A 19110-nucleotide genomic window follows, 5' to 3' on the forward strand; every position below is an offset into this window, starting at 1 on the left:
GGTGGTCGCTCACTGTGGCTCTCCTTCGCGGCCGTTGCCGCCGTTCTCCTCCTCGACCATTTCCGGCTGGATGTAGGAGCGCTCCTGGCCGGCGTCGCGGACCCAGCGGGTGATGTCATGATAAGTCACATACACCATAAAACAGAGCAGGACGATGACGAACAGACTTTGGGAAGCGCCGACGAAGTTCGGGGGCAACGGCTTGCCGCGGAGCTTGGCGATGGTGGCGTAAAGCATGTGTCCGCCGTCGAGGACCGGGATCGGCAGGAGATTGAGGATGGCGAGGTTGATGTTGACCAAAACCGCCACCCAGACCGCGATCCGCCAATCGATGGAGGCGGCGGTGTGGAAGAAACGGGCGATCCCCGCCGGTCCGGCCAGGTGGCGGGCGCCGAGATCGGAAGCCGGATTGAGGAGGGCGCCGAGAACGTTGAAGGTCATGCGGACCACGTCCGTGACTTGTTCGACCGGATTCGGATAAAGGATAACGGGCCGCGCGGCCGGTTGGATGCCGACATCGGCCACTTCCATCCCTTCGCGGACCTCCCGGCGTCCGGGAGTCATCGCAATTGTCACCCGGCCCTCGTCTTCGCGCTCGAAGGTGAAAGCGATGTCGCGCTCGGCGTTTTCCTGGATGTGGGAATGAACCTGGGCCCACGAGTAGACCGCTTCTCCGTCGATCTCGACCAGGACGTCTCCCGGCCGGACCCCCGCCTCCGCCGCCGGGAGGTTGCGCATCAATCCGCCGACGACCACGGTGTGCAGGGGAGCCATCCCGATCTGGCGGAGGCGTTCGTCGCCGTAGAGGCGCGGGTAAATCGTCTTTTCGATCAACTCATCGTCGCGCTCGATCACGAACCGGGCCATCGCGCGGCCCGCCTGGTCGCGTCCGGTGCCGGTGGCGAGATGTTGGGGAATGTCGGTGAATTGGGTGACCGGTTTGCCGTCGATCGAAACGATTCGATCGCCCTTTTGCAGACCGGCTTCCCGGGCGGGGCTCTCGACTTCGGTGCCGTCGGGCAGGACGAAGGTCGGCACCACGTAGCCGACGCCGGTGCTGAGGGCGGTTTCGGAAGTCGGTTTGCCGACGAACCAGATCAGGCAGGCCAGGAGGATGGCGAAGATGACGTTGAAGACGGCCCCCATCACGGAGACGATCATCTTGTCCGACCAACTCAGCGGCGGGAGTTGCCGGGTGTCGTGGCCCGATTCCCCCTCGATGCCCGACATTTCCGCCAGTTGGGGAAGGGCGACGTAGCCGCCGAGCGGGAGCCAGGAGAGGCGGTATTCGACCCCGTTGCGGGTCCAGGAAAAGATCTTCGGGCCGAATCCGATCGAGAAACGCTCCACCAGCAGGCCGCGGCGGCGGGCGGCGAGAAAGTGGCCCCATTCATGGACGAAGATGGAGCCGCCGAAAAAGAGAATGATCAGGACGACGGGCCAGAAATTGGAGAAAATAAACTCAAGCATGGGCGGTCACGAAACGAAGGGATTCGCGGCGCGCGGCGGCGTCCGCTTCAAGGATTTCATTGAGGTCGGAAGGTTCAAAATGGTTCGAGAGCTCTAACGTATTACGGATGAGCGCCGGTATTTCAAGATACGGGAGCCGATTGGCCAGGAAGGCCTCCACCGCGATCTCGTTGGCGGCATTGAAGATGGCCGGGGCGACTCCTCCCGTTTCCATCGCTTCGCGGGCCAACCGAAGGCAAGGATATCGGGCCTCTTCCACCGGACGGAATTCGAGCTGGAGCCGTTGGCTGAAATCGAGTCCCTTTTCGACGCTCGCACGACGGATCGGGTGAAGTAAGGCGTGCTGGATCGGAAAGGTCATCGAAGTCGGGCTCAGTTGGGAAATCACCGAGCCGTCGCGGAATTCGACCATCGAGTGGACGATGCTTTGGGGATGGACCACGACGTCGACCTCGGCCGGACCGACGTCGAAGAGCCAGCCGGCTTCGATCAATTCGAGCCCCTTGTTGGCCATGGTGGCGGAGTCGACGGTTACTTTGCTCCCCATCGCCCAAGTCGGATGGCGCAACGCCTCGGCGGGGGTCACCTCGGCGAGGCGGTCGAGGGGCCAGTCGAGGAACGGTCCGCCGGAAGCGGTCAGGATCAGCCGGGCCAGGTCGGCGCGGGGGTGCCCCTGGAGGCATTGGAAAATGGCGTTGTGCTCGCTGTCGACCGGGATGATCCGGGAACCGTGGCGGGCGGCGGCGGCGGTGACGAATTTGCCGGCGAGGACCAGGATCTCCTTGTTGGCCAGGGCGATGTGTTTCCCGGCCTCGATGGCGGCCAGGGTTGGGCGGAGTCCGAGGGTGCCGACCACCGCCGATAAGACGGTGTCTCCCTCCGGCAGCAGGGCGAGCTCGGTCAGGCCGGACAACCCGGACCGGATTTCCGTTCCGGCCGGAAAAAGTCCGGATTCGCGGGCTTTGGCGGCGGCGGTTTCGTCGAAGACGGCGACCTCGGTGACGTTGAAGCGCCGGGCGATTGCGGCCAGATCCTCGAAACGGCTGTGGCAGGCGATGGCGGCGAGTTCGAGGATGTCGGGGTTTTGCTCGATCACCCGCAACGCGCTGGCGCCGATGGAGCCGGTCGCCCCCAGAAGAATGATGCGTTTCCTATCGCTCATGGGAGGCGGACGGTCAATTGGCGGTCAGGATCAGTAAAACGCCGTAGGCGACCGGCGCGCTCAGGATCAGGCTGTCGGTGAGGTCGAAGGAACCGCCGATGCCGGGAATGGTCCGGCCGGAGTCCTTGACGTTGGCGGTCCGTTTGAAAGCCGATTCGACCAAATCGGAGACGATGGAAACGGCGGCGATCGGCAGGGCGGCGACGGCGGCGGTGGCGGGGGTGAGGCCGGGCGGGATCAGGCCCTGGCGTTGGAAAAACCAGACGTAGGCGGCGCTCATCGCGGCGGAAATGACGACTCCTCCGGCGGCTCCCTCCCAGGTTTTGCCCGGACTCAAGGTCGGCGCCAGCTTGTTGCGGCCGAGAAAGGTGCCGGTGAGGTACGCGCCGATGTCGGCGAATTTCACCAGGACCACCACCCAGAAGGCGAGGATCAATCCGGCGGTTTCGTCGGCCGGGAGCCGGAGGATCAGGAGGAAGTAATGGAGCAGAAACGGGACGTAAACGAAGCCGGCGAAGGAGGCGACGAGGGTGTTGACCCGGTTGGGGGGATTGGTGACCACGACGGCGACGGCGAGGATGACGAGGGCGAGGGCGAGGCCGTTGAAACCGATCTGGTAAAGCGCGGGATTGGCGAGGAAAGCCGGGGCGAGATAGGCGGCGGCGAGATAGAGGATGCCGAGGGCGATCCCGAGGCCGCGCATCGGTTGGAAGCCGCTTTTTTGCAGCATTCCGTAAAGCTCGTATTGGGTGGTGGCGGCGAGGAAGATCACCAGCAGCGCGCCGGCGGGCGCCCCGAAAAAAGCAAGAAGCCCGCCGATGGCGAGCCAGAGAACGACGGTGCTGATGGTGCGTTTGATCACGGAATGGCGAGGGAGGAGGGGGCGGAACCCTGTTGAATTTGTTCGCCGGTGCGGCCGAAACGGCGTTCCCGGGTGCCGTAATGCTCGATCGCCCGCAGGAATTCGTCGCGGCGGAAATCGGGCCAGAGGACCGGGGAAAAGAAAATCTCGGAATAGGCCCCTTGAAGAAGGAGGAAATTGCTCAACCGGGTTTCGCCGGAGGTGCGGATGATCAGGTCGGGGTCGGGGAGGTCGGCGGTGTAAAGGTATTTGTTGACCGTCTCCCAGTCGCAGGAGGTCGGATCCTCGCGTCCGGCCGCCACCGCTTCGCCGTAGGCCCTGAAGGCATCGGCCATTTCGGTGCGGGCGCCGTAGTTGAGGGCGAGGTTGAGGTGCCACTGGTCGAAGGCGGCGGTCGCTTCGAGGGTCCGGTCGATTTGGGCCCGGACGGCGGCGGGGAGGGCGTCGGTCCGGCCGATGGTGCGGAAACGGACCTTCCGTTTAACCAATTCCTTGGTCTGATCGCGCAAAAACTGTTCGAGCATCGCCATCAGCCCGTCGACCTCGTCGCGCGGCCGTTGCCAGTTTTCGACCGAAAAAGCGTAGAGGGTGAGGTGCCGGATCTTGAGGTCGGCGGCGGCCCGGACGATTTCCTTGACGGAATTGGCACCATTGCGGTGGCCCTCGATCCGGGGCAAGCCGCGTTCACGCGCCCAGCGCCCATTACCATCCATGATAATGGCGACATGCTGTGGAACTCGCGACGGCACTGAACTCATCAAAAAAGGTGACTCTTTACGGTTGGAACGACACTGATTTCAACGGGAAAGGTGGGAGAGTAGGAAAAAAAACCGCGAAACGCAATTGCCAGTCTCGGAAACGCCCCGATTTTGTTGACCCGCCCTTTCCGGGGAGGGACCAGCTTCGTCTGGTCCGCAGGATGGGCTCCGCATGGCGAAGCCAATTCCACTACTCACACACCCCACCATGCTGGCGCATGGTCCCCCCTCGCAAGAGGGGATCGGCATGAAAAAGTTCCCCTTCTTGAGAGGGGGGGACCGCTCGCCAGAGCGGTGGGGTGTGTCGTCGGGTCGATCTGGCGAGCGTTTTCATAGTCGGGTTGGCTTCGCCGCCCGACCGCAGCCGGACTGGATGCTGAGGTTGCCGGGGAGATTCATTTAACAGAAGGAAGCAAAGGAAGCAAAGGCTGGTGAGGCTGGTTTCTCTCCCATTCCGGCGCAAAAGGTTGGAGTCCCGCATTTATGCGGTCTTTACATCACGGAGAGCTGAGCAGAAAAGAGAAATTAACCACGGAACACACGGAATACACTGAAACAAAGCCAACGTATGTGGTAAATCATTCGTCTCATCCATCCGGAATTCTAAACCGCCGGCTTCGCTCAAGGTCGCCAAGATCGCGAAGATGAGAGAAGAAAACCGAGCCGGAGCTACCTCTATTCTTTCCTTTGCGCTCTTCGCGGCCTTTGCGGTTTAAACCTCTTCTTCCCTGTCAGGCCAATTAGTCTCCATGAGTTTCATCGCCGCAAAGAGGCGCAAAAGAACGCAAAATCTTGTAGCCAGCTTTGGAAAAAGTGGGACGAGCCAGGGCCGGCCACTCAACAAACGAATCCCACTTCTTTCGAACCATGCTACATCCTCGTTGGAGTTCCGCATTTATGCGGTCCGGTGGAAACCGCGAGCTGAGCCCGCCGAAGTGGCCTCGCTCCGTCGCGATTCATCGGCGTCCATCTTTGGCAGATACCGGGGAAGGGCCAAAGCCATATGCATTTGACAAGAGTCAAGACCTGACGTCTTCCGGCCTTCTCAAACAATCCGTGATTTGGGGGCAAAAACATTTGTCCACGGCGTGTTAGCCGCGCTAAGGTCCTCCCCAATATTCGATGAGAGCCTCAAACTCCACCTACAATTCGAGCCCTGAACGTCACGACCTCGCGGTCCGGGAGCAGGACATCGAATCCGCTTTCATCGAAAAGCTCCGCGGCCTCAAATACGCGATCCGGGCCGACATCCGCGACCGCGCGGCGCTGGAGGCGAACTTCCGCCAGAAATTCGAGTCCCTCAACCGCGTCCGCCTCACCGATGGCGAGTTCGCCCGCCTGCTCGACGAGATCGTCACCCCCGACGTCTTCACCGCTTCCAGAATCCTCCGCCAGATCAACGCCTTCACCCGCGACGACGGCACCCCGCTGAACTATCGGTTGGTCAACATCGACGACTGGTGCAAAAATGACTACGAGGTCGTCACCCAGCTCCGGATCAACACCGACAACAGCCACCATCGCTACGATGTGCTCATCCTCATCAACGGCGTGCCCTGCGTCCAGGTTGAGCTGAAAACCCTCGGCATCAACCCGCGCCGAGCCATGGAGCAGATCGTCGATTATAAGAACGATCCCGGCAACGGCTACACAAAGACCCTCCTCTGCTTCCTCCAGCTCTTTCTCGTCAGCAACCGCGACAATACCTACTACTTCGCCAACAACAACGCCCGCCACTTCGCCTTCAACGCCGAGGAGCGTTTCCTGCCGATCTACCAGTTCGCCGACGAGTCGAACAAGAAGATTACCCACCTCGACGACTTCGCCGCCACCTTTCTCGTGAAATGCACGCTCGGCACCACCCTCAGCCGTTACATGGTGCTCATCGCCAGCGAGCAAAAGCTCCTCATGATGCGCCCGTATCAGGTCTATGCGGTCAAGCACATGGTGAAGTGCATCCACGACAACAGCGGCAACGGCTTCATCTGGCACACCACCGGCAGCGGCAAGACGCTCACCTCCTTCAAGGCCTCCACCCTTCTCAAGGACAACCCCGACATCGAGAAATGCCTCTTCGTCGTGGACCGCAAGGACCTCGACCGCCAGACGCGCGAGGAGTTCAACAAGTTCCAGGAAGGCTGCGTCGAGGAAAACACCAACACCGCCGCCCTCGTGCGCCGCCTCCTCTCCGAGGACTACGCGGACAAGGTCATCGTCACCACCATCCAGAAGCTCGGCCTCGCGCTCTCTGGGAACGCCGACGTCCCCGTCGGCAATGGCCGAAGAGCCGGGAACGCCGGCGCTCCCAGGCGCGGCACCTTTCGCGCGCTCCTGGAGTCCCTGAAAAACAAGCGCGTCGCCTTCATCTTCGACGAGTGCCACCGCTCCCAGTTCGGCGAAAACCACAAGGCGATCAAAGAGTTCTTCCCGAAGGCCCAGCTCTTCGGCTTCACCGGCACGCCCATCTTCGAGGAAAACGCCTCGTTGCAGAAGATCGAGGAGGACCAGGCCTCCATGCGGACCACGGAGGACCTGTTCGAGAAACAGCTCCACGCCTACACCATCACCCACGCGATCGAGGACGGAAACGTCCTCCGCTTCCACATCGACTACTACAAGCCGACCCCGGGAACGCCGACGTCCTCGTCGGCATTGGAGAAAGAGCCGACGGGGACGTCGGCGCTCCCGGCAAAAGCTCCCGCGAAAAAAGCCGTCATCGAGGCCATCCTCAGCAAACATGACGCCGCCACCGGCGGACGCCGCTTCAATGCCCTGCTCGCCACTTCCTCCATCAACGACGCCATTGAATACCACGCGCTCTTTGCGGAAATGCAGGCCGCGAAACAGGCCGCCGATCCCGACTGGACCCCGTTGAATATCGCCTGCGTCTTCTCCCCGCCCGCCGAGGGCGATCCCGATGTGAAGCAGATCCAGGAAGACCTGCCGCAGGAAAAGGAGGACAACGAGCAAGACCCCGAGGGCAAGAAGGTCGCGCTCAAAGCCATCCTCGCCGATTACAATACCCGCTACGGCACGAATCACCGCATCTCCGAGTTCGATCTCTACTACCAGGATGTGCAAAAGCGCATCAAGGACCAGCAGTGGCCGAACGCCGATTACCCCGCCGCGCAGAAAATCGACATCACCATCGTGGTCGACATGCTGCTCACCGGCTTCGATTCCAAATACCTCAACACCCTATACGTCGACAAGAACCTCAAGCACCACGGCCTGATCCAGGCCTTCTCCCGCACCAACCGCGTGCTCAACGGCGCCAAACCCTACGGCAACATCCTCGACTTCCGCCAGCAGCAGGACGCCGTCGACGCCGCCATCGCCCTTTTCTCCGGGGAAAAGAGCAGCGAACAGGTCCGCCAAATCTGGCTCGTGGATCCGGCTCCCGTGGTTATTCAAAAACTGGAGACCGCCGTGCAGAAGCTCGACGCCTTCATGAAATCCCAGGGCCTCGACACCGCCCCTGAAGCCGTGCCTAATCTCAAGGGCGACGCCGCCCGCGCCGCCTTCATCAATCACTTCAAGGAGGTCCAGCGCCTCAAAACCCAGCTCGATCAATACACCGATCTCACCGGAGAAGACGCCGCCGCCATTGAGCAGATCCTGCCGAAGGAAAACCTCCTTGGCTTCCGCGGCGCCTATCTGGAGACCGCCCAGCGCCTCAAAGCCCAGCAAAAACCCGGGAACGCCGACGTCCCCGTCGGCTCTTCCCCCATCGATCAGATCGACTTCGAGTTCGTCCTCTTCGCCTCCGCCGTCATCGATTACGACTACATCATGGGCCTCATCGCCCGGTTCTCCGAGCAGGAGCCCGGCAAGCAGAAGATGAGCCGCGAGCAGCTCATCGGCCTCATCAGCTCCGACGCCAAGTTCATGAACGAGCGCGAGGAGATCTCCGAATACATCAGCACCCTCAAGGCGGGGGAAGGTCTCAGCGAAACCGCCATCCGCGACGGCTACACCCGCTTCAAGGCGGAGAAGAACGAAAAGGAACTCGCCGCCATCGCCACCCGGCACCACCTCTCCACCGACGCCCTGCAAACCTTCGTCGACGGCATCCTCGACCGCATGATCTTCGACGGCGAGCAACTCAGCGACCTGATGGCCCCTCTCGACCTCGGCTGGAAAGCCCGCACCCAGGCCGAACTCGCCCTCATGGCCGATTTATATCCCCTCCTCACCAAACGCGCCGGCGGCCGCGACATCTCAGGACTCAGCGCCTACGAACAATAATTCCTCTTCTATCTATCCCTATGGAATCCAACCAGATTCAGATGATGACCGAGACCTTCGAAGGCCACGCCCAGCGGACAGAGAACGGCGTGGAGTTCTGGCTCGCACGCGATCTTCAGTTTCTCCTCGGCTACACCGAGTGGCGGAACTTTCTCAAGATCGTCACCAAAGCCAAGACTGCCTGCGACGTTTCCGGGCACCGCGTGGTAGACCATTTTGTTGACGTCAACAAAATGGTTGAAATCGGCTCGGGAACTCATCGGGAAATCGACGACGTGATGCTCACCCGCTACGCCTGCTACCTGATCGCTCAAAACGGGGATCCCAGGAAGCAGGAGATCGCCTTTGCCCAAACTTATTTCGCCGTTCAAACCCGCCGCGCCGAGCTGATCGAGCAACGCCTCCTCGAATGCGAGCGTCTCTCCGCCCGAAAAAAACTCAGCGATACCGAAAAAGAACTCTCGCAGGTCATCTACGAACAGACCGGCGGCAACGACAACTTCGCCCTCATTCGCAGCAAAGGCGACCAGGCTCTCTTCGGCAAAAGCACCCAGGATATGAAGGCCCAGTGGCGGGTGCCCGACAACCGCCCGCTCGCCGACTTCGCCCCGACGATCATTCTCAAGGCGAAAGATTTCGCTACAGAAATCACCATCCACAACGCCCGCACCCACAACATGCGCAGCGAACCCCAGATCTCGCGGGAGCATGTCACCAACAACGCCGCTGTGCGCCACACCCTCCTCAACCGAGGCATCCGGCCTGAAACCCTGACCCCGGCCGAGGATGTAAAGAAGGTTGAGCGCCGACTAACCTCGGACGAGAAGAAAGCGCTTAAAAACCCGGAGAAATTGGAAGGGGCATGAGTCAGGAAACCACCAAAATCCTCTCCAGCCCCAACGGGGCGACTGCATACCAGCGAAGGGTGAAACCCTGGACAGGGCAACGCCCTGGGGCAACCGCCCCCACATTCACAAGCCCTGAAGGGGCGACACATCTCCGGACCCACCGAGTATGAGCAGTAAGACGACGGTTCCAACTACGGCGAATTCGCCACTTTTAAAGGTCTCGAATTCGAGAGGTTTAGAGTTCCGCCCAAATTCTAATTCCATCGAATTCGATGGAATTAAAACCATCGCAACCGATCTCCAGGCAGAATTCCCGGGAATGGGTGGGCCTACCCCACGAAACCTGCTCTCAATGAGGATCTTCACCCGAGAGTTCTCCAACGACCCAATTGCGAAACAATCTGTTTCACAATTTCCCTCGGGCGAGATCATCCGCCTCATCCAGAGGGTGAAAGACCACGCCCCCACGATTTCTACTTCCGTGAAACCCTTACCCACGGCTGGAGCCGCAGCATCTCGAAATCCAGCCCCAACGGGGCGAAACATCCCAGCCCAGGGCAACGCCCTGGGACAACCGCCCCCACACCACCCAGCCCTGAAGGGGCGACCCATTTCCGGACCCAGCGCGCATGAGCGGTAAGACGAAAGTGAGCAGTAAGACGAAAGTGGCCGGAACTTCCAGCTCCAAGGCTCATCAAAGGGAGCAGGATGCTCCCACCTCACTGGTGCCGAAGTTACGGTTTCCGGAGTTCCGTGGAGCGAAAGCTTGGGCATCGGTGCCGATGGACGAAGTGTATTCATTTAAAGGCAATACCTCACTTTCTCGCGACAAGTTGAACTACGTGGTCGGCTCCATTAAGAACATCCATTACGGTGACATTCACACCAAGTTCTCGACTCACTTCGACATCACGAGGGAGCGTGTTCCATTCATCAATGAATCCGAGGAAAACAATGTTCGCGAAGGGAACCTGTGCGCTGAGGGCGACATGATCTTTGCGGATGCTTCCGAGGATATGGCAGACATTGGCAAGAGCATCGAACTTGTGAGCCTCAACGGAGAGCGTGTCGTTTCAGGATTGCACACCATTCTCGCCCGTCGGTCAGCGGATCGAATCGCTTTGGGCTTTGGCGGACATCTCTTCAAATCGGGATGCGTTCGCACTCAGATTCAGAAGGAAGCGCAGGGAGCGAAAGTCCTCGGTATTTCTGCCAATCGGATGCGGAACCTTCGCTTGCCTCTTCCACATGACGCACCCGAACAACAAAGAATCGCCGAGTGCCTGAGTTCAGTGGACGAGCTGATCGCCGCGCAAGCGCGGAAACTGGACGCGCTCAAGACCCATAAAAAAGGGCTGACGCAGCAGCTTTTCCCCCGCGAAGGCGAAACCCGACCCCGCCTCCGCTTCCCCGAATTCCAAAATGCTGGGGGTTGGGCGGAAGAGAAGCTGTATGATTTAGTCCACTTTCAAGACGGCTTTGCCTTCAAATCAACCGATTTCGTGAAATCACAAGAAGGTGCGACGCAAGTCATCCGGATTACCGACATCAACAACAAGAACGCCAACGAGGGAAAAGTTTATATTCCCGATGAATTCATCAGAGCGAACAAGCTGGATAGGTATAGCGTTAATAACGGCGATTTACTCTTGAGCTTAACCGGAGCCGCTGGATTCAACTTCTTTTTCTGGGACGGTGGACCAGCCACCATCAATCAACGAACCGCAAAAGTCACTGCTAGGAAGAAGGCGGGACGTGCTCTGCTCCGGCTGCTTGAGCCATTGATCCACGAAAAAATCAATGCGCGAGGCGAAGGCCAAAACAATAATTTATCCAGAGAGTTTCTGAGCAGTATCGTCCTAACCGTACCGAAATCCGCCGAACAACAACGCATCGCCGATTGCCTCACTGCCCTCGACGACCTCATCACAGCCCAAACCCAAAAGCTCGAAGTCCTCAAGACCCACAAGAAAGGGCTGATGCAGCAACTTTTCCCGTCCCCGGAGGTGCAATGAAGGATGGATGTTTCAGGAACCTGACCCTACCATGAGCAAGATGACTTCAACGAATGACAAACAGTTTTCCCGCGGGGCCGAATGGGTGCGCGTGGATTTTCATCTGCACACGAAGGCTGACAAGGAGTTCAGATACAGTGGAGACGAAAGCTTCTACAACAGCTCCTACGTTGAGGCGCTTGAGAAGGCGGGCATCCGTTTGGGAATTATTACCAACCACAACAAGTTCGACTTCGAGGAGTTCAAATCTCTCCGGGCCACCGCACGAAAGAAGAAGATTGGACTCTTGCCCGCCGTGGAGCTTTCCGTCAACGATGGGGCGAACGGAATTCACACACTCATTGTGTTTTCCGATGCCTGGCTGGAAAACGGTCAGGACCACATCAATCCATTTCTAACAATTGCCTTTGAGGGTAAAACCCCCGCGCAATACGAAAAGGAAAACGGGCGATCCTCCTTGAGTCTTCTCGATACGATAAAGAAGCTCGAAGGCTACCATAAAGACTTCTTTCTCATCTTTGCTCACGTGGAGCAGTCTAGTGGGCTATGGATCGAACTCGATGGCGGTCGCCTTTCAGACGTGGGAACAAGCGAGTTTTTCCGGCGACGGACGCTCGGCTTCCAAAAAGTTCGCACTCACGACGGCGCGGGAAAAGGCAGGCCGTGTCGTTTGCTGGTGCGGCAGTGGCTAAAGCACTGCTATCCTGCCGAGGTCGAAGGCAGCGATCCGAAAGCCATCGACGAGATCGGAAAGGGCAAGCCCTGCTATCTCAAGCTTGGAGAGCTGTCTTTCGAGGCGGTCAAGTTTGCTCTCTTTGATCATGAGCATCGGGTTCGATCCGCAATGCCCGAACCTCGTCAGGCCGTGCTTCTGCGTCAGGTCCGTTTTGATGGTGGTGCCTTGGACGGGCTTGCCGTGCCGTTCTCTCCCTCGCTGAATTGCCTGATCGGTCCGCGCGGGAACGGCAAGTCGGCGGTGATCGAGTGCCTTCGTCACGCCCTTGGCTTCCGGGAGGTGTCCGACGAGCGCTACAAGTCCGGACTTGTGGAGCGGATGCTTTCTCCGGCGGGCAAGGTCGTGGTGGATGCGGTGGATGATTTCGGGCGGGAAGTGCGCGTGGAACGTGAACGCACCGGCCAGCCATCGGTTTATCTGGATGGCACGTTTCGCGACATATCGCCCGGTTCGATCCTGAAAGACATTCTCTACTTCGGACAGAAAGACCTCTCGACGCGGTCGGAGTCCTTCGACGAGAGCTTTCTCGACAAGCTGCTGGCGGATCGGCTCGACCCGAGACCACAGGAGGAGGCCGCATTGATTGAGGGCGTGCGGCAAGCATCACGCCAACTGAAAGAAACGCTGGAGGCCACCGAGAAGATCGCCGCTCTACAGAAGGAAAAGAACGAACTGGATGCACTGCTCCAGGTCTTCACGGACAGGGGCGTGGACAAGAAGCTCGCCGACATGACCCTCTTCGATAGTGATCGCCAAGCCATCGTGGCGTGGCAACAGGCATTGAAGGCGCTGGGCACGAACCTCAAGGAATCAGCGGATTGGGACGATGCCGATGCGGCTTTCCCAACATTGAAATCCAAGCGAAGCGAGTCAATCGCCAGCGATCTCATCTCCGCCAAGGCGAAATCCGATGCGGCCAAAGCGGGGGCGATAGCGGCACTCCAAACTTTGCGGGAAGCATTTACTGCCGTGGGCGAGGCTCTTCAGAAACTGGCACCAGTACAGGAAGAGATGAAAAAGGAGGTAGCCGAACTTCAAAAAACCCTGAATGAGCCCCAGCTTGATTTGGAACTGTTCCGCAAGAAGAAGGCCCGGCTCGATCAGTTGGTGAAACTGCTGGCGGCTGGTGCCCAACGCGCCAAGACCGAGCAAGCTGCGCGTGACCTTCTCGGGGCGGCGGTCAACAAGCTGCATGACTTCTGGCGGGATAGGTTCACGGAACGGGAAGCTGAGGTGCGCCGCCTCGAATCGGAACTTCCACCGGAGATTCGGCTTAAGACAGCCTTCAAAGGCAAACGCCGTGCGTTTGGGGATTTCCTCCGCTCCAAGTGCAAGGGCTGCGGCTTGCAGGCAACCTCTTACGAAGCAATCGAAGACGCCTTTATCGATGGGCGCGAACTGTATCAGAGCCGCGCGGATCTGGAGAAGCACATAAGCGAGAATGCTGCGGTGAAGGTCCGTGCGGTGTTGCTGGAGCATCTGGCGGACTTTCTGAGTTTCCGTACTCCCGACGAAACGGTCATCGTTTTCCAGCAGAATCCAGAAGGCGCACACAAGCCGCTGGGAGACTATTCGCTCGGCCAGCGCGCCACCGTCATCTTGCACATTCTGATGCACCTGCAGCGCCACCCGGTCATCCTGGTCGATCAGCCCGAGGACGATCTGGACAACGAAACGCTCTACAGCCATTTTATACGTCAGTTACTGGAGCGGAAGGAACTGACACAGTTCATCTTCGCTACCCACAATCCGAATATTCCGGTGCTGGGCGATGCGGACCAGGCTATCGTCTGCCGGAAGGAAGGAGAAAAATTCTCCTTTGAACATGGTAGTATCGATAACAAGGAAATCCAGAAGCGCATTGTCACAGTGATGGAGGGCGGAGAAGACGCCTTCAGGCGGAGAAGGGAGATTTACCAACTATGGAAGAGTTCGAATTAAGGGACCAGATTTTGCTGGGCGAAGACAGTACCCGACAGTTCAAACGGGAGCCCTCGGCCGATGCCAAGATGGCCGGCGAGATTGTTGCCTTCGCCAACAGCGGGGGCGGCCGCATTTTTGTGGGCGTGGAGAAGGACGGCACGATACTCGGCTTGAGCGGTAGCGAAGCGGAAAAAATCGGCGAGGACATGGCAAAGATCGCTTGGGACGCAGTTCGTCCACCATTCTCCATTCTGTCGAAATCGGTCCCAACGAGCGACGGGATCGTCGTCGTCATTGAGATTCCCGATGGACCCTCCAAGCCGTATTGCGACAATAAAGGGGTGTACTGGGTGAAGAACGGGCCGGACAAACGCCGCGTCCAAAGCCCCGAGGAGTTGTCGCGACTGTTTCAAGCGGGTGAAAAGTTCTATGCGGAAAGCCAGGTAGTGGCAGCCTCGACCTTGGAGGATTTTGACCACGACCGTTTCGCGAGATTCTACGAATCGAAATATTCTGAAACGCCACCTTCTCGGAGCGAGGAGGGCGAAGCCTACCAGCGGACACTGGAGAACCTGGAACTTATGGATTCCGGCCGCGTGACTGTGGCTGGGCTGCTCCTGTTCGGAAGCCGCAAACGCCTTCCGATTCTTTTGCCGGAAATGAAGATCGATGCGGAGTGGTTTAAAGGCACTGAACGAGCATCAACGGAATGGCACGACCGCCGGAAGATCGAAGGCGCTTTACCCGATCAATTCGAGGAGGGCATGGGCTTCTTGAGGCGTTGGAATTCGCGAATTCAGGGAGAGGGATCTTTTAACCAGGCTGGAAGCCTTGAGGTGCCGGAAACGGTTTTCGAGGAACTGCTGGTCAATGCGTTGATTCATCGCGACTACTTCATTAAGGATTCCATAAAACTGTTCATCTTCGATGATCGCATAGAGATTCGTAGCCCAGGGAAACTGCCGAACAGTCTGACGGTCGACCAAATTCGCCGTGGCGTTCGTCGAAGCCGCAACGTTCTATTGTCCTCGTTCGCACCCGATCTCTTAAACTTTCGCGGCATCGGAAGCGGGATTGTCCGTGCTTTAAAGATTTGGCCGTCGATTTCCTGGGTCAACGATGTGGAGAGCGAGGAGGTGGTAGCTACTATCGGGCTCAGTCATGCATAGTCTGACAATGGCCAAATCCGCTCTTGTTCCAAACACATGACCGAATCCAACCAGAAACAACTGGGCAAAACCCTCTGGGCCATCGCCGACCAACTGCGCGGGGCGATGAACGCGGACGATTTCCGCGACTACATGCTCTCCTTCCTCTTTTTGCGTTACCTCTCGGACAACTACGAGACGGCGGCAAAGAAGGAGCTGGGGCGGGATTACCCCGATGTCGGCGGGGACGCCCGCAAGGTCCCGCTGGCGCTCTGGTATGCCAACAACGTGGACGACATCCCCGAGTTCGAAAAGCAGATGCGCCGCAAGGTGCATTATGTCATCCAGCCGCAGCACCTCTGGAACAGTATCGCCAACCTGGCCCGCACGCAGAATGCCGAGCTGCTGAACACGCTCCAGGCGGGTTTCAAATACATCGAGACCGAGTCCTTTCAAAGCACCTTCCAGGGCCTCTTCTCCGAGATCAATCTCGGCTCCGAGAAGCTGGGCAAGACCTACGCCGACCGCAACGCCAAGCTCTGCACCATCATCCAGAAGATCGCCGAGGGCCTCAACGAGTTCTCCACGGACATCGACGCGCTGGGCGATGCCTACGAATACCTGATCGGCCAATTCGCCGCCGGGTCCGGCAAGAAGGCGGGGGAGTTTTACACGACGCAACAGATTTCGAACATCCTCTCCGAAATCGTCACCCTCGATAGCCAATCCCCCGACCAGGGACCGAAGAAGCGGCTGGACAGCGTGCTCGATTTCGCCTGCGGCTCCGGCTCGCTTCTCCTCAATGTCCGCAAGCACATCGAAGAAGCCGGGGGCACCATCGGCAAAATCTACGGACAGGAAAAGAACATCACCACCTACAACCTGGCCCGCATGAACATGCTGCTGCACAGGGTGAAGGACACGGAGTTCGAAATCTACCACGGCGACACCCTCCTCAACGAGTGGGACATGCTGCGCGAGCTAAACCCGGCGAAGACACCGAGCTTCGACGCCGTCGTGGCCAATCCGCCTTTCAGCTACCGCTGGGAACCGACCGCTGCCCTGGGCGAGGACGTTCGCTTCAAGAATCACGGCCTGGCCCCCAAGTCCGCCGCCGACTTCGCCTTCCTCCTCCACGGCTTCCACTACCTGAAAGACGAAGGCGTGATGGCCATCATCCTGCCCCACGGTGTACTCTTCCGGGGCGGCGCCGAGGAACGCATCCGCACCAAGCTGCTCAAGGACGGCCACATCGACACCGTCATTGGCCTACCTCCGAACCTATTCTACTCCACGGGCATCCCCGTTTGCATCCTCGTGCTTAAGAAGTGCAAGAAGCCCGACGACGTGCTCTTCATCAACGCCGCCGAGCACTTCGTGAAAGGCAAGCGCCAGAACCAGCTGACGGCGGAGCACATCGCCCGGATCATCGACACCTACCAGTTCCGAAAAGAGGAGAAGCGTTATTCCCGGCGGGTGGAAATGGATGAGATCGAGAAAAATGATTTCAATCTAAACATCTCCCGCTACATCAGCACCGCTGTCGCGGAGGAAGAAATCGACCTTGCGGCCACCCACGGAGAGTTGGTCGAAATCGAGCAACGAATTCAGGAGGCGACCGAGAAGCATAACGCGTTTCTGAAGGAGCTGGGATTGCCGCTTTTGCCAACCATGGCGAAACTGGAGATTTCAGCTGTCAAGGAATCCTCGACGACTTCATCGCGGCGCAAACCCAAAAGCTCGAAGCCCTGAAGGACCACAAGAAAGGCCTGATGCGGCAGCTTTTCCCAGTTCCGGAGGAGGAGGCATGAGCGCCCCTGGGAACGCCGACGTCCCCGTCGGTCCTTCCTCTCATGCCGACTCGTGTTTTAATGCCGACGGGGACGTCGGCGCTCCCGGGTCTAAAGAATGGTATTCCCGAGGATATCTTCCCCACCGGAATGCCTGGGGTGTTTTCCAATCCATCACCTACCGCCTCGCGGACAGTCTTCCGCAGGCCAAACTCAAATCGCTCGAAGTCGAACTGGCTGACCTTGCGGAGAATAAACGGGAAGTCGAACGGAGGAAACGTATCGAAGCCTGGCTTGATTCCGGCATTGGTTGCTGTGCCCTCGCTCATCCCGAGGTAGCCCGTTATGTACAGGATTCATGGCTGAACTTCCATGGGAATCGCTACGTCCTGCACGCCTGGTGCGTCATGCCCAACCACGTCCACGTTTTGGTCGAGCCTCTGGAGGATCTCGCAACCATTGTGCAGGGCTGGAAATCATTCACCGCCCGCTGGATCTTAAGACAAAATGAGGCCCTGTCTCTCCGCATTCCGGAACCCGATCGCTTGTGGATGCGGGACTATTGGGATCGCTTCATGCGCGACGAAAATCACTACCGGAAGACCATCGCCTACATTCATCAAAACCCGGTAAGTGCCGGGCTTTGCGCCACTCCCGAAGATTGGCCGTGGTCCAGCGCTTTCCCCGGGAACGCCGACGTCCTCGTCGGCTCTTATCCACAGGCCGGCGGGGACGCCGGCGCTCCCAGGAAAAACCAGGCGACTCAATAATTCCAGTCGGGCAATAAAACTGGTAAGCAAAAGTGCTCAGGCCATTGTTGTTGTTTCTCAGAATGCCGGAAAAAGTGGCACGCCGAGCATTGCGATGTTTTTTTCTGCACTGGCTCTTGAAGGGATGAATCTGGCGGGCCTTTATTGGGGCTTTTCCCGTGCGTCGGCAGGAAGTACCCTGACGCCATCACGGGGTAACCCAACGCCGTCGAGGAGTCGCCCAACGGCATAAAGGTGTTACCCGACGCCATCGAGATGTGGACCCAGCTCATCAAGGTGTGGACCAAGCTCATCAAGGAGTCGACCAACGTCGTCAAGGCGTCGACCAACGTCGTCAAGGCGTCGACCAACGTCATCAGGGAGTGGATCAACCTCGTCAAGGTGCGACCCAACGGCGTCGAGAGGGTACCTGACGACATCCTGGTGTGACTCTTCCGGACTCTTCTCCGCTCAGCGAAGCGGGGATGGTGGCGAAGCCATGTCCGGACTCCTTTCGTGTGAGACGCAAAAGACGTCTACCCACAGGTTTTTTTTGACGTCCGGCCGCGGCGATGCCGCGGCCGATTTTTTCGCGTTCAGGTCAAACTGAATACGGCGCTGACGGGCGCTTTGCTTTCCGCCGACGGACCGCTACCGCGCCAATGAGAGCGAACAGCCCGCCGATGAAGGCATAGGTCGAGGGTTCCGGAATTACCCCTTCGAGGCGGACCGCGAAATCGGAGTTCCGATTATGCAGCCCCTCATGGGTCAGGAATCGCATTTGAGATCCTTCCGTCGGGGCGGCGCTGTTCCACCAGCCAATGTCGGGATTGGCTCCTACAAGAGAGGCATTCTGGTAACCGGCTGCGTTGATCGCTCTCCAGGAAGCGGAGGTTCCCTGATTATGAATAACCCAGATAAAGTTGGCGGGGACCTCAACGCCGGGACCGCTGAGAGTGACCGGGGCATTAGATTGGAGGGTGACCGCCGTCGGACTGAAACCGCCGAGGAAGCTGCCGACCAAATCGTCGCCCGTCTGAAATATGCCGTCAGCCCCCGGATCAAGGCTGAAGAAACTGACCGTAAGAGTACCGGTCACTGAAGAAACGTGCACCGGGGTCACAGTGATCGAGGAGATGGTTGCGGGAGCTCCGAGCGAGATCAAATTCCCAAAATACTGGTTAGGATTTACGAACCCTTCGTGGAGATTCGCGACCGTATTGCTGTCGTAAATTACCGTTTCGCTGGCGCTGACGGGAACCGCAAGCATGGCCGAGGCGAGGATCCCGAGAGCGGGGTTATAAAGATATTTTCGATTCATATAATAGTTCCTGATAGGGACTCATCGTCAATGACCCGACCATTCACAAAATCAACCGAAATTCCTCTAAACAGGGCATA

The 19110-nt window shown here is 58.7% G+C and carries 13 protein-coding genes; 8 read left to right on the forward strand and 5 right to left on the reverse strand.

The genetic code is table 11. The features are described 5' to 3' along the window. Positions 1 to 9 precede the first annotated feature (9 nt). Genes rseP through uppS form a run of 4 tightly spaced genes read right to left on the reverse strand, consistent with a single transcriptional unit; the run spans position 10 to position 4252 of the window. Positions 10 to 1470: an RIP metalloprotease RseP gene (gene rseP, locus ACWUI2_RS13825; protein WP_486983439.1), complete on the reverse strand. Its 1461-nt coding sequence runs from the start codon at positions 1468 to 1470 to the stop codon at positions 10 to 12. Next, a complete protein-coding gene (gene dxr / locus ACWUI2_RS13830; RefSeq protein ID WP_486983440.1) occupies positions 1463 to 2632 on the reverse strand; it encodes a 1-deoxy-D-xylulose-5-phosphate reductoisomerase in 1170 nt (389 codons plus the stop codon). Before dxr ends, rseP begins: the two co-directional genes overlap by 8 nt. A gap of 13 nt (positions 2633 to 2645) precedes the next feature. Further along, positions 2646 to 3494 carry a phosphatidate cytidylyltransferase gene (locus ACWUI2_RS13835; RefSeq protein ID WP_486983441.1) on the reverse strand — a complete coding sequence of 283 codons (849 nt, stop codon included), beginning with the start codon at positions 3492 to 3494 and terminating at the stop codon, positions 2646 to 2648. Beyond that, positions 3491 to 4252: a polyprenyl diphosphate synthase gene (gene uppS / locus ACWUI2_RS13840; protein WP_486983442.1), complete on the reverse strand. Its 762-nt coding sequence runs from the start codon at positions 4250 to 4252 to the stop codon at positions 3491 to 3493. Before uppS ends, ACWUI2_RS13835 begins: the two co-directional genes overlap by 4 nt. 1122 nt (positions 4253 to 5374) lie before the next feature. On the opposite strand from uppS, the gene ACWUI2_RS13845 reads away from it, so the two are divergent. The 8 genes from ACWUI2_RS13845 to ACWUI2_RS13880 all read left to right on the forward strand — a co-directional run bounded on the left by ACWUI2_RS13845 (position 5375) and on the right by ACWUI2_RS13880 (position 18159). After that, the gene (locus ACWUI2_RS13845; RefSeq protein WP_486983443.1) at positions 5375 to 8500 is read left to right on the forward strand and encodes a type I restriction endonuclease subunit R; all 3126 of its coding nucleotides are present in this window, start codon (positions 5375 to 5377) and stop codon (positions 8498 to 8500) included. 20 nt (positions 8501 to 8520) lie between these two features. Next, a complete protein-coding gene (gene dinD / locus ACWUI2_RS13850; RefSeq protein ID WP_486983444.1) occupies positions 8521 to 9366 on the forward strand; it encodes a DNA damage-inducible protein D in 846 nt (281 codons plus the stop codon). Between the two features lie 611 nt (positions 9367 to 9977). After that, complete coding sequence (locus tag ACWUI2_RS13855) at positions 9978 to 11363, forward strand: restriction endonuclease subunit S (RefSeq protein ID WP_486983445.1); 1386 nt, start codon at positions 9978 to 9980, stop codon at positions 11361 to 11363. A gap of 31 nt (positions 11364 to 11394) precedes the next feature. Then, the gene (locus tag ACWUI2_RS13860; protein ID WP_486983446.1) at positions 11395 to 14040 is read left to right on the forward strand and encodes a TrlF family AAA-like ATPase; all 2646 of its coding nucleotides are present in this window, start codon (positions 11395 to 11397) and stop codon (positions 14038 to 14040) included. Then, entirely contained in the window at positions 14022 to 15191 is a 1170-nt protein-coding gene (locus ACWUI2_RS13865; protein ID WP_486983447.1) for an RNA-binding domain-containing protein, read from the forward strand. The genes ACWUI2_RS13860 and ACWUI2_RS13865 overlap by 19 nt, the downstream gene beginning before the upstream one ends. Positions 15192 to 15227: 36 nt before the next feature. Next, positions 15228 to 16922 carry a type I restriction-modification system subunit M gene (locus ACWUI2_RS13870; protein WP_486983448.1) on the forward strand — a complete coding sequence of 565 codons (1695 nt, stop codon included), beginning with the start codon at positions 15228 to 15230 and terminating at the stop codon, positions 16920 to 16922. A gap of 55 nt (positions 16923 to 16977) precedes the next feature. Next, positions 16978 to 17730, forward strand: a complete 753-nt coding sequence (locus ACWUI2_RS13875) for an REP-associated tyrosine transposase (protein WP_486983449.1) — start codon at positions 16978 to 16980, stop codon at positions 17728 to 17730. 234 nt (positions 17731 to 17964) lie between these two features. Next, positions 17965 to 18159, forward strand: coding sequence for a hypothetical protein (locus tag ACWUI2_RS13880; RefSeq protein WP_486983450.1), 195 nt, complete (start codon positions 17965 to 17967; stop codon positions 18157 to 18159). Positions 18160 to 18310: 151 nt separating this feature from the next. Here the strand turns inward: ACWUI2_RS13880 and ACWUI2_RS13885 are convergent, their stop codons facing one another. Further along, positions 18311 to 19030: a hypothetical protein gene (locus ACWUI2_RS13885; protein WP_486983451.1), complete on the reverse strand. Its 720-nt coding sequence runs from the start codon at positions 19028 to 19030 to the stop codon at positions 18311 to 18313. Positions 19031 to 19110: the final 80 nt, after the last annotated feature.

It is taken from the genome of Verruconatronum alginivorum (assembly GCF_056590205.1).

What these genes read in the sequence shown, in the direction of transcription:
- ACWUI2_RS13865 (WP_486983447.1), top strand. Translation starts at nt 14,022, where the DNA reads ATGGAAGAGTTCGAATTAAGGGACCAGATTTTGCTGGGCGAAGACAGT.
- uppS (WP_486983442.1), bottom strand. Translation starts at nt 4,252, where the DNA reads ATGAGTTCAGTGCCGTCGCGAGTTCCACAGCATGTCGCCATTATCATG.
- ACWUI2_RS13870 (WP_486983448.1), top strand. Translation starts at nt 15,228, where the DNA reads ATGACCGAATCCAACCAGAAACAACTGGGCAAAACCCTCTGGGCCATC.
- dxr (WP_486983440.1), bottom strand. Translation starts at nt 2,632, where the DNA reads ATGAGCGATAGGAAACGCATCATTCTTCTGGGGGCGACCGGCTCCATC.
- rseP (WP_486983439.1), bottom strand. Translation starts at nt 1,470, where the DNA reads ATGCTTGAGTTTATTTTCTCCAATTTCTGGCCCGTCGTCCTGATCATT.
- dinD (WP_486983444.1), top strand. Translation starts at nt 8,521, where the DNA reads ATGGAATCCAACCAGATTCAGATGATGACCGAGACCTTCGAAGGCCAC.
- ACWUI2_RS13875 (WP_486983449.1), top strand. Translation starts at nt 16,978, where the DNA reads ATGAGCGCCCCTGGGAACGCCGACGTCCCCGTCGGTCCTTCCTCTCAT.
- ACWUI2_RS13855 (WP_486983445.1), top strand. Translation starts at nt 9,978, where the DNA reads ATGAGCGGTAAGACGAAAGTGAGCAGTAAGACGAAAGTGGCCGGAACT.
- ACWUI2_RS13885 (WP_486983451.1), bottom strand. Translation starts at nt 19,030, where the DNA reads ATGAATCGAAAATATCTTTATAACCCCGCTCTCGGGATCCTCGCCTCG.
- ACWUI2_RS13860 (WP_486983446.1), top strand. Translation starts at nt 11,395, where the DNA reads ATGAGCAAGATGACTTCAACGAATGACAAACAGTTTTCCCGCGGGGCC.
- ACWUI2_RS13845 (WP_486983443.1), top strand. Translation starts at nt 5,375, where the DNA reads ATGAGAGCCTCAAACTCCACCTACAATTCGAGCCCTGAACGTCACGAC.